This is a genomic window from Rothia sp. HMSC065G12 (genome assembly GCF_001811455.1).
Classification (GTDB): domain Bacteria; phylum Actinomycetota; class Actinomycetes; order Actinomycetales; family Micrococcaceae; genus Rothia; species Rothia dentocariosa.
Genome location: NZ_KV804815.1, coordinates 198,100 through 208,930, shown reverse-complemented (window position 1 = coordinate 208,930; position 10,831 = coordinate 198,100). Strand labels below are relative to the sequence as shown.

Here is a 10,831-nt window from a genome sequence, read left to right as displayed (position 1 = left end):
GGGCTCATCCCCGCGGGTGCGGGGAACATTGGTGGGGTCTGTGCGTGGTGAGTCGGTGGTTGGGCTCATCCCCGCGGGTGCGGGGAACATGATTGGTCTTTTTCAACGGACGGGTGGGTAACGGGCTCATCCCCGCGGGTGCGGGGAACATTAGCTTTTCGTAGTTAAGAAATTCGCTCATTTGGGCTCATCCCCGCGGGTGCGGGGAACATGTAGAGAGGTGGACGGCATGGCAGATAACATTGGGCTCATCCCCGCGGGTGCGGGGAACATTTGGATCAAAGAAGCTATTTCTAGCTACGCTCGGGCTCATCCCCGCGGGTGCGGGGAACATACACGATCACTGGTGACCTGGCGCAGGGTTTGGGGCTCATCCCCGCGGGTGCGGGGAACATGAGTAGCTAGTGTACGTCAACCACACATACCCGGGCTCATCCCCGCGGGTGCGGGGAACATTTGTAGATAGCTCATGAGCGCATCCTGCGCTAAGGCTCATCCCCGCGGGTGCGGGGAACATGTGAAAGTGTTCGTAGCACCGGGTGGCGACTCGGGCTCATCCCCGCGGGTGCGGGGAACATAATGAAAGGCGAACCTCGCCGGTGGTGATGCGGGGCTCATCCCCGCGGGTGCGGGGAACATCAGAGAGTAGGGCGGGCACTTGGTACTGTTTCGGGCTCATCCCCGCGGGTGCGGGGAACATGTCCTGTTGCATCATTTCGCGCCTGCTCTCTGGGGCTCATCCCCGCGGGTGCGGGGAACATGTCATAGAGTTGTACATAACAGCAGAGCCAAAGGGCTCATCCCCGCGGGTGCGGGGAACATGCGGATGAAGATTATAACGAATGGTGGAAGTAGGGCTCATCCCCGCGGGTGCGGGGAACATTGCCTGAGGCTATGCCTTGTATTCTGGCGTGGGGGCTCATCCCCGCGGGTGCGGGGAACATCACGCGCACTCCGCCGCATGGCAACCGACGAGGGGCTCATCCCCGCGGGTGCGGGGAACATGCAGCCCGTATCATCCAAGCAACAAAAGACCAGGGCTCATCCCCGCGGGTGCGGGGAACATTGTCGTCTAGGCTGATATTGAGTGTTGTGGGGGGGCTCATCCCCGCGGGTGCGGGGAACATACTTTCTGACATGGGGTTTTACCCCCATACCTCAAGTTTTAGTATTAGTTTAAAGCCCATAACCTACTTCCAAGAATACACGATATGCTCTTACCTGCGTCGTGAAGCACGCCTATATCGACTTGCTTTGCTCCATCCTTTTCGAGGTACCAACCCCTTTTTTGGAGTAGACGGACGCATCATAAGTTTAACCCCCTCAAAATCTACAGGCTCCCATGGATAATTATGAATCTTAAAATCAAGACGCTGTTCATTATCTGCCGAGTACACCATAAGAGCACGTCCATCACTACAAGTAACCGTAATACGATTCCATAGATGCTCCCGCACACGCGCACTCACTTTTCCTACAAAAACGCCAGCACTAATTTCTAATAGCCACCTCGTAAGATCACCTCGTAAACCAACCGGGCATGCGGATAATACGACAACAATCATCACTCATCAGCTCCATAGTTGTACCCGCTTTCTTGCTCCTCTCCCCGACCGTTCCAGAGCCCCACGATATCTGCTTCTAAGATATCCTCCGGAACTTCTTCAGGCACTAGTAATTTCTGGATATCCCGGGCCACCCGCTGCATAATCTTTTCACCACGAATACGGTCACGGACAGCACGACGAGTAATAGCCCCAATATCCTGACCTTCCTCATACTTAGCAGTCACCTGAAAAGCCACCGGAATAGTAATCTCAGCCTTGTATAGATCAGCGATGTCATATACAAAAGACCACGAGTTACCGGTATGCACGAATCCCAGTCCTGGCGCGCATCCCAAAGCAACTATTGCGGCGTGAACAATACCGTAGAGGCAAGCGTGTGCTGCTGAAAGAGACTGGTTAATAGGGTCTCCATCTCCAAAATCATTTGGATTATAGCTACGTCGTGTCCATGGAACTCCTGTTTTCTCTGACCAATACCTATACACACGCCTCACCCGAGCACCTTCACGTCCCCGGAGCTGTTGCATCGTGAGCCCATTAGTGTCATCGTCGGGAAAACGCCATGCATACATAGTGCGTGCGACTTCTAGGCGAGAACGCGTATTTGATACTTTCTCTGCCTGAGCAAGGAGTAATCGAGAGGAACGTGCTAAAGACCGACCGTGTGCGTAGTAACGCACCCCTTGCTCTCCTACCCATACAACCGAGGTACCGCATTCTCCTAATAATGTCATGGCCTGATGAGTTACCCGCGTACCGGGTCCCAGCAGTAAGGCGCTTAAAGACGCTGCTGGGATATGGGCGACTCCCCGCTCTTCTGTCACAGTGATTGCGTTGTCTGCACGGTGAATTGTTGCGTGTTCCACATAAATGTAAGAGATTCGTTCTGAGCTCCTTGTTAGCTCACTGATATTGGGCGGAGTTGCCCCAATCATCGTTCCTCCTTGAAGAATGAACAAGTCGATAACACATGTCTACTTATGCATCAGGCGGGGCGCTGTTTGGCGCCCCGCCCACACAATGTGCGCATAAACAAGGTAGAGGTTTTACTGGGCAAGTGGCGCTAAAGTCATAAGACCCATGCCGTAAGCTTTACCTCGACCCATACCGTTAACCAGTGCCTTACGGAACAGCTCAACATCGGTAATACGCAAGGCACCGTCAAACTGCGCTTTACGTAAGGTGACCCGTCCTACATGCCCACCGGTATCACGGCGGCTGAAGGAAAGATCGTGACGGCCCGTCACAGTAGGGGCGTCCTCAAGCTCCTGGCCTTCCGCCGGGATGATCTCGAACCCCCATTGTGAAGCGCGCTCACGCAACCAAGCACTTTGCTGAACCGGTGTTACATGTGGCCATGTCTTACCGCTTTTAACCTGGCGTTTTACCGGATTGGCAGCAAGCCTGAACCCCCATTCCTGCCCGTTCTCCAGTTTCGCGAGTAGGCGCCCGTAGTGGGCGCTTTCCCCTTGCCGGGTATTCCATCCTGCCTGCTCAGCCAGAGCCGAGAAGTCAGGCTTTTCCGGGCTTAGCACATATAGCACATACTGGTGACCGGTGATGTCTAGACGCCATAGTATGCGCCCATCTTCGTTTTTTATGTCTGGCGGATTGGTTGCCATGACGGCTGCGTGCAGAGCCTGCGGGCTGCTTAACAGTTTGCGAGCGCCCCGGCGCTGTGGATTAATGAGGAATTTTGAGAAGTATGTCATGCTTCGGTCACCGTCCTCATAAAGTCAACGTCGCTGTGACGTTTGCCTTTGGGGTTCTCAACTGTCTTAGGTTCGGCAGAAACTACAGCCCGTACTGCATATTGCCGATGTTCCTGGTTAAAGCTCACCGGAACATCCTGTACTAGATCTCCCTGCTCACCAGGTTTTGCATCCCGCAGAATACGCAGCTGTACAGGATCGGGGAACTCAGCGCGGCGGTGCTCAGGCACATGCCACTCTTCATTCCGCAAGGCTTCTTCAGCAGATTCTTCACGAATACCAAGTACAAGGTCATACCCTGCTGGGCAGGAACGCCGCCCTAAATATAACGGGTACACCGGTTTCTTAAGCGCTGACTCGATATTCTTGAGGGCCTCTTGGTCTCCTTCTACAGCAGCCACAAAAACTGCATCTGAAAGATAATAACGAGTGGACAGCGATGCCGAACCGTTCGGGTCTGTCGCCCAGTCCTTCGCGGTCTGGTAGTCGCGCAGTAAAGTGCCCGGCGCGTCCACACGCACCGCAAAGTTAAGCCGAGCGAGGTCATCTACGGGCTCCGTCCGTGCACGTCCTAAGGCTGCGGCTATCAAGCCGATAACGCCAGATTTGCTGGGTTCATGCCCGGAATCTCGACGGCGGTATCGGCTTTGTGTACCCCAGGACTGCATTGGCCCGCTCAGTTTAAGGAGCAGACTAGGCATGATTATGACTCCTGACCAACCAGCTCGGTCAGCTGACTTTCAAGGGAAGCGAGCAGCTCCTTTAAGGTGACAGTTTCTCCCATATTTGACAGTGCTTCACGTAGCTCGCCAAGCGCTACCACGTATGAAACTTTAGACTCATATCCGTAGGCTTCACGGATATTTGCTGCTTCCGTTGCTAATGCATGGGCAGCCGCGAGACGGCGTCCTTCGGATGATTTCTCTGTAACAGGCTTTTCGAATGCATTAATGTAGGAGATCGGGCGATCCTCACGCACCGTTACAATTACTGCCTCAGGCAGAGTACGTGCAGCAAACGTATTCTGTTTACCGGTGGGCATCGAATCAATGAAGGCACGGATAAAAGCGAGGGTAGCTTCAACGGTGGCAACTGCTGAACCGCCTAGGTTAGTTTTCAGAGCGTCCACGTTGATGTTGGCGTAACGGTAAAGGGTGCTGGAGGCCATCTCGATGGTGCCGATCATTCCAGCACCGGTTTCATCCTCAGACTCCCGGATTACGTCGTCGACGGCAGTGTAGTAGTCAAAATCAGGTTCCGAACCATGTACCCCAAGGGCATGAGCCACCTGGCAAGCGGCGTCCACGTTGAAATCGGGGGCGTCGGCCAGCATACGGCCAAAGAGTGCAATATCAACACTATGCTCGGTGTCCAGAATGTCTTTGACTTCCTTAGCGGGGATTTTCTCGCCGTTAGCTTCTATGATGGCGTTGGCAAGACGGTTAATCTGCTGGTTACTCAGGAAGAGAAGGTAACCCGATACAGCGCGGCCAGTATTTTCTTCTCCCTTCTTGGCCTTAGGCTTCTCAAGTTTGATTTTGGCCGCTTTGAATGCATCCACAACAGCTGATTCGGCCTTATCTGGGTCAAAATCGGGGCTGATATTGGTGATGCGGTCTACAATCATGTCGGCAACCTGGCGGGTGCGAACACCGATTTCAGAGCGGTCTAAGTGTTCTTCAAAGTTACGGCGGATGACTGATTTCCATGCCTGGCTAGAAACACGCTGACGGCTCACACCGCCAAAAATAGCGGATTTTGGGCTTCCGGTATCGTCACGGTTAATGTTTGACGGGGGAAGAGTTTGCAAAGCGTGAATATCAACAAAGAACGACATAGTTTTTATCCTTTCAATTAGTTTTTAGAGGTTTCCTCTGAGGTTTTAGATTTCTTGGGTTCGTAGCCATACAAAAAGTCACGGCTCCAGCGCAGAATAACCGCATCGCGTTTTTCAGGATTTTGTAACTGCATGTAATCCTGAGCAAATTGCCCATAGTCAAAAGCAATTTCTTCTGACCGTAGAAGTGTTATGAGGCTACGCAAATAATGCCTGCGTGCCGATTCACTTCGTGCTTTTAACAAAGCGTCGAATCGTTTTTTCATGGATTCGCTGGTCTGCAGAACAAGTTGTCCCACTGCCGTACCAAACCTAAAGTTTGTTACATGCATTGGTTGTGACCGTGATTGTTGATGCAAAGCAAATAACGTGACAGCGGCATAGGTTGCTTGTTCCCCATGGCTAACGGCATCGTTGTATCCCAAGTATCGTTTGGGAAATTGGGGTATGTCTGTATTATTCCCGAAGATAATTTCCCAGAGCTCTGGATGGTTTGCGGGCTCGTCACCTGCACCACGACGGAGCTGTGCTAATTGGGCAGTAGCAAGAGGGCTACCCTGTTTTTCTTTCTGCTCGTAGAGCCACGTGACTTTGCGGGTAACATATATCCGCAAAGTATTATGGTTCCCCACATCATGCATGATTTTCCTCCTGAACACGGGTAATTGTTGAAGAATATGCGAGAGGCAGAAGCTTATACAGTCGGCCGCCAAACTGACGGCGTGCTTTAGCCGTATTGTAGAGCTGCTCATCATAGATAGTTCCTATGGCAGCTTTAGGGCCAGCACTCACAGCAAGCTGGTCAGCCTCATTCTCAACGATGCGATGTACTTTTGACTGCCAGGCAGCGGCTTGTGCAGAGACATCGTCAGAAACGCTCAGATCTGCAAGCCAGCTGCGAAATTCATCTTCCATACGGTGCAAAATACTTTCCGTTACGGAAGGACGGAATTCATATTCCTTACCAGCAGCACGAAGCAGGTTTCCTGCATACTGCCCAAGCGCAATGGCCGCGTCCATGGTTAGCTGAATATTGTCACGCACCATTGCAGAAATTTCGGCACCTTGTTCCGTGAGAATGCCTAGTTCTAAGGTCACAGACTCATCAATAGTCTCTTCAACGATAGAACTTTGAGTACCATACACCATGCCAACCAGCTGAATTTTGGTTTTTGTATCAGGTGAAAAATATTTACCGCTGGAGATTTGACGGATAACGGTGGCAGGTTTGTTCTGCTTTTCTTGAGAGGAAGACAGCCTGGTTAGTAGCGCATCTGCTCCTCGCCATAAGGTGCGTTCGGCGCTGTGTGTTTGAGGCATCCAGACATAGTGAGTTTGAGTAGACTGATTTTTACTAAACCGGTAGGCGGTTAACGGATCGGTATAAGTATTCCGGTCAAGCCACTTATCACCATTCGATACAAGCACCCCAGTGACTCGCCCATTTTCAGGGAAAAGACGAACACGGCGCGATTGCCAGGTCAGAATTTCGCACATGCCAGTTGCAGGCGTTGGCTCGTCTTTATACTTGGTGGGGTCACCACCCGTATATGCACGAGGAGCGGCGGTATCGGGAAGCTCTCGTTCCCAAACAGGCTTGTCTTGTAGAGCAAGTCGATGGTTCTTACCCCTTACCCTTTCAACATTGAGAAGCTGTTCATAATCGATACAGTACAGTAAGGTTTCGGTAAGATTCTCGCCGTGAACGATAATCTTCCCCGTAGCTCCATACCAACCTACGCCGATAGGGTATCCCCTGCCTCCCTTAACACGAGGATCCCCGACAGCACCAGATTTAATGCCCGAATAATCGTATGCCTGCACGGTTACTAGGTATCGTGCCGCTTCAGCGTAACTCAGCGATGTCAATGTTTGCTCGGCACGCATTGAGAAATATTCGCTCTCGGAGTCTAACACCAAACGTGATACAGGTTTTACTTCACATTTACTCGTGTGCAGATCTGCAACCTGCATAAAAGGACGCTCGGCGTCAAAAAGGTCGAAGCGGTTTTGATACTTCTCCAAATAGTCAAAAATAAACTTTAACCGCTCAGGGTCACCCGAACGAACACCCTGAATCCAGTTTTTAGGACTAGTGTATAGCTCTCCATATTCCCCTGAATCTGTAAGAATTGCACGGAACAACACAACAGTAGCCACTCCGAGAATCGCAACATCGGTCGTTGCATCACCCGAATGGATTTTGCGGATTGAATATCCATCCTCAAACAGCTGTTTCAGGGAAACTGTTTGGATTTCCCCCGAAGTGTAGAGAACAGGAATCCATGGTTCATAGTACAGACTGAAGCCGGAGCTCACATTATCTTGCACCGACTGATTACTAGACATGGTCCCTCCTTTCATTATTGATTAAAGTCACACATCAAGAACCATCGTACGATGACGAATTCTTAAGCATGTTCTTGTCGCATACTTCAAAATAAATGATATGAAGCTCATTAGATACTCTGAGGTATCACCAGGTTCAACTGAGCACAGCCCCAGTGTAGACCCAAAGGAAATATTAAGTCAAGAAGGAAGCGTACAAAGTTATAAAATAAGATTAAAGCGAGAAGATCCCCAGAGGAATCTGGGGAACATTTTAAGAAGGAACCGTACAAAAGGCTCATCCCGCGCTTCTCGCCTCGCGGGAACAATGGTTTATAAGTCTAGCCGATAAGGAGTTAAAATGACAGCCGAAAATACTATGCGCCCCAGCCAACTTGCCTCAGTAGAGACATCAACGCTATGGGCCAAAACTGGCTCTGAAGAAACACCCTCTAGAGGCCTTTCCCTACCTCAACACATGACAGATGCAGGGTCTGTAGCTGCGGAGCTTTGGGATAAGTGGCTCTCCCCTGGCACTAAACAGCGCATCATGGAGTTACTCAACCTCACACAGGACGAGGCAAAGTCTTTCGCCTGTTGGGTTGCCGCCACCCACGATATGGGCAAAGCGACACCAGAGTTTGCGGGGCAGTTAGATTCACGTGGCAAAGAAGAGCTCCGCGTATTTCGAGATAGGATTGAAGAACACAAGTTTAATTTTCCTCTTCACCTCACAACACCACCTGCAGGAACCCGATGCCCTCACTCAACCTATAGCCAGAGCATCATTATCAAGCTGCTTACTGAACGTTACACAGACGATGTAGAGACTGCCAAAACAATTGCAAGTATTGCTGGTGCTCACCATGGCGTGCCTGCAGAATATTTTCCAGAAACCGGACGTGCTTGTGCAATTTTTGAGGGGCTTAACGATAAGTGGCATCAAGCATGGCAAGAGCTTTTCGAGATGACACTGGAGCAAACTGGCGCAGATCAGGTTCTTAAGAAACTCATGTCAGGAACCAAAATCCCTGTTTCCGTACAGCTTTATCTCACTGGCCTGGTAATTATGGCGGATTGGATCGCCTCTAATCCCGAGTATTTCCCCATGGGCACATTTAGTGTTGAGGCACAACATGGGCGCCTAAATCAAGGCTGGGAAGCTCTCGGACTCGAACATCCCTGGGCTGCTCATATTGAAAACAGTGATACTTCCGATCTGTACAGTTCACGGTTTAGTTGGGAAAATCCCACTCTGCGACCTATGCAAGAAGTTGTTGTCGAAGCCGCACGTTCGATGAAGGGCGGCGGCATGATGTGCATTGAAGCCCCTATGGGACAAGGTAAAACTGAGGCTGGACTCATCGCTGCCGAAATTCTAGCCCAAGAAACAGGACGCAGCGGGCTTGCTTTTGCTGCCCCTACTCAGGTGACATCAAACGCACTTTTTGATCGGGTCAAAGCATGGGCGCAAGGGCCTGCTGCAGGTTCTGAACCGCACACTATGTTTTTAGGCCATGCGAAAAACCAACAGCAAGATTCTTTCCGCTACCTACAACGAGCTGATATCTTCGATTCAGAAGCCGACGTTGAAGGGAAACAGAGTATACGCCCTAATACTTCAGTAGCACGTCACAGTTGGATAGGCGGTCGGAAACGCGGCATTCTTTCGACCTTCGTTGTGTGTACTATCGACCAGATTCTTATGATGGCTCTACAGTCACGCCATGTGATGCTTCGCCACCTTGGGTTAGGTTCTAAAGTCGTCATCATTGACGAGGTGCACGCTTATGATGCCTATATGGGTGTTTATCTCAAGGAGGCACTCCATTGGTTGGGTCAGATGAACGCACCCGTTATTCTCATGTCGGCTACTCTACCTGCACATGTTCGCACCTCTTTGATGGAAAGTTACGCGGAAGGTCTTGAAATTCAGGATTCTACTGAATGGGATTTTGATGATTTCGACTCAGAGAATGTTACCGAGCCTTCTCTCGACCTAGATTATCCAGTTATTTATACGCTCACAGCCGAGGATGGTTACACGCCACGTAAATGGCAGGTAACTGCCCCCGAAGAGCAGGTAACAATCTCCATTCGTCAGATAGGTGACGAGTTCACCGACTTTGATAAAATGCTGGAACCCTTAGAAAGCGGGCACGGCTGTGCCGCAGTTATCTGTAATACGGTGGGTCGGGCTCAAAACGTTTACGAGCATCTTCGAACAAAATTTGGCACTGACGTAATGTTGACCCATTCCCGTTTTACCTCTAAACATCGTGCGGAGAAAGAAGCTGATTTAGTTTCGCAGCTCGGTAAAGGCGCTCACCGAGGTGATGGCCGCCCAGAACGTTTAATCGTGGTGGGAACACAGGTTATCGAGCAGTCTCTCGACCTCGACTTTGATGTCATGGTGACCGACTTCGCCCCGGTAGATTTAGTACTTCAAAGGCTAGGCCGCCTGCACCGTCATGAGCGTGATGACTCAGAACGACCTTCCGAGTATCGCTCACCCATCTGCTACGTTCGTGGTGTTGAAATTTTTGGTTCTGAAACTCAAGTCCCCGAGTTCCCCAAAGGTTCACGTTCGGTCTACGAGCCCGCTATCCTGCTCAGCAGTTATGCGCAGTTACTCCCCTATTTTGACGGCAAAGCTCTGCGCATTCCGGAGGATATGAGCGAGCTTGTTCAGAAAGCATACGAAGATACTCCAAAGTACCCTGATGCTTGGAACGATGCATACCAGGAAGCATGCGAAGAATTCAATAAGAACCGGGAAACCGCTGAGCATAGGGCGCAATCCTACTTACTGAAACATCCAGGTGCGCAAACCCAAACAGTGATGGCTGATGTGATGAATAATTACATCAACACCAAAAACGGAACACTCTCAGAAGACCAAATCGGTGAGGCACGTGTACGCGATAGTGACGCTTCTCTTGAGGTGATTGCGATAGTGGTTGAACGCGATGGGGACGGCTACATTGACCGCTACCGTACGATTCCCAGCGCTACACGGAAAAACCAGGATATTGACTGGCACAATGCAAAGGATCCAGAGGAGCCCACAAAGCCCCTAGCCTTCGAGCTGTTAGCATCAGCTATACGTCTGCCCTACCAATACTCGGATTCTCCAAAGAACAGGGTTAATGGACAACTCCGCTTTGATGCTGCCATTGAGGAGTTAGAAGACGAGCGCATTGACTCGTGGCAGAAAAGCTTTATGCTTGCCGGTGAGCTAATTTTGCCTTTTGAGCTACAGGATTCCGGTTTCTACGAGGTAAAGCTCGTCGATTATCTTCTTCGTTACTCTCCTGAATTAGGCCTTGAGGCCATTCAAATTTCTGATGACTAAAGAAGGTTTATAAGCAACATAAAAGTCCCGG

The 10,831-nt window shown here is 50.7% G+C and carries 8 protein-coding genes and 1 CRISPR repeat array; of the genes, 1 reads left to right on the top strand and 7 read right to left on the bottom strand.

All coding sequences use genetic code 11. The features are described from left to right. Position 1: 1 nt before the first annotated feature. A CRISPR array of direct repeats spans positions 2–1,127; the repeat unit is 28 nt; unit sequence GGCTCATCCCCGCGGGTGCGGGGAACAT. A 90-nt stretch (positions 1,128–1,217) separates the two neighbouring features. From cas2e to casA, 7 genes are all read right to left on the bottom strand, one after another. Further along, complete coding sequence (cas2e, locus tag HMPREF2804_RS10770; protein ID WP_080972529.1) at positions 1,218–1,565, bottom strand: type I-E CRISPR-associated endoribonuclease Cas2e; 348 nt, start codon at positions 1,563–1,565, stop codon at positions 1,218–1,220. Then, on the bottom strand, positions 1,565–2,503 hold the full coding sequence (cas1e, locus tag HMPREF2804_RS06185) for a type I-E CRISPR-associated endonuclease Cas1e (RefSeq protein ID WP_070627762.1): 939 nt from the start codon (positions 2,501–2,503) through the stop codon (positions 1,565–1,567). Before cas1e ends, cas2e begins: the two co-directional genes overlap by 1 nt. Positions 2,504–2,614: 111 nt before the next feature. Next, positions 2,615–3,280 carry a type I-E CRISPR-associated protein Cas6/Cse3/CasE gene (cas6e, locus tag HMPREF2804_RS06180; protein WP_070627761.1) on the bottom strand — a complete coding sequence of 222 codons (666 nt, stop codon included), beginning with the start codon at positions 3,278–3,280 and terminating at the stop codon, positions 2,615–2,617. Beyond that, on the bottom strand, positions 3,277–3,981 hold the full coding sequence (cas5e, locus tag HMPREF2804_RS06175) for a type I-E CRISPR-associated protein Cas5/CasD (RefSeq protein ID WP_070627759.1): 705 nt from the start codon (positions 3,979–3,981) through the stop codon (positions 3,277–3,279). The genes cas6e and cas5e overlap by 4 nt, the downstream gene beginning before the upstream one ends. Before the next feature lie 2 nt (positions 3,982–3,983). Beyond that, positions 3,984–5,117, bottom strand: coding sequence for a type I-E CRISPR-associated protein Cas7/Cse4/CasC (gene cas7e / locus HMPREF2804_RS06170; RefSeq protein WP_070627757.1), 1,134 nt, complete (start codon positions 5,115–5,117; stop codon positions 3,984–3,986). Between the two features lie 17 nt (positions 5,118–5,134). Next, on the bottom strand, positions 5,135–5,758 hold the full coding sequence (gene casB, locus HMPREF2804_RS06165) for a type I-E CRISPR-associated protein Cse2/CasB (RefSeq protein ID WP_070627755.1): 624 nt from the start codon (positions 5,756–5,758) through the stop codon (positions 5,135–5,137). After that, a complete protein-coding gene (gene casA, locus HMPREF2804_RS06160; protein WP_070627754.1) occupies positions 5,751–7,466 on the bottom strand; it encodes a type I-E CRISPR-associated protein Cse1/CasA in 1,716 nt (571 codons plus the stop codon). Before casA ends, casB begins: the two co-directional genes overlap by 8 nt. A gap of 340 nt (positions 7,467–7,806) precedes the next feature. On the opposite strand from casA, the gene HMPREF2804_RS06155 reads away from it, so the two are divergent. After that, a complete protein-coding gene (locus HMPREF2804_RS06155; RefSeq protein WP_070627752.1) occupies positions 7,807–10,800 on the top strand; it encodes a CRISPR-associated helicase/endonuclease Cas3 in 2,994 nt (997 codons plus the stop codon). Positions 10,801–10,831 lie beyond the last annotated feature (31 nt).

Bases quoted from the DNA above. Each gene is read 5' to 3' on its own strand.
- cas2e (WP_080972529.1), bottom strand. From the start codon at position 1,565: ATGATTGTTGTCGTATTATCCGCATGCCCGGTTGGTTTACGAGGTGAT.
- cas1e (WP_070627762.1), bottom strand. From the start codon at position 2,503: ATGATTGGGGCAACTCCGCCCAATATCAGTGAGCTAACAAGGAGCTCA.
- cas6e (WP_070627761.1), bottom strand. From the start codon at position 3,280: ATGACATACTTCTCAAAATTCCTCATTAATCCACAGCGCCGGGGCGCT.
- cas5e (WP_070627759.1), bottom strand. From the start codon at position 3,981: ATGCCTAGTCTGCTCCTTAAACTGAGCGGGCCAATGCAGTCCTGGGGT.
- cas7e (WP_070627757.1), bottom strand. From the start codon at position 5,117: ATGTCGTTCTTTGTTGATATTCACGCTTTGCAAACTCTTCCCCCGTCA.
- casB (WP_070627755.1), bottom strand. From the start codon at position 5,758: ATGCATGATGTGGGGAACCATAATACTTTGCGGATATATGTTACCCGC.
- casA (WP_070627754.1), bottom strand. From the start codon at position 7,466: ATGTCTAGTAATCAGTCGGTGCAAGATAATGTGAGCTCCGGCTTCAGT.
- HMPREF2804_RS06155 (WP_070627752.1), top strand. From the start codon at position 7,807: ATGACAGCCGAAAATACTATGCGCCCCAGCCAACTTGCCTCAGTAGAG.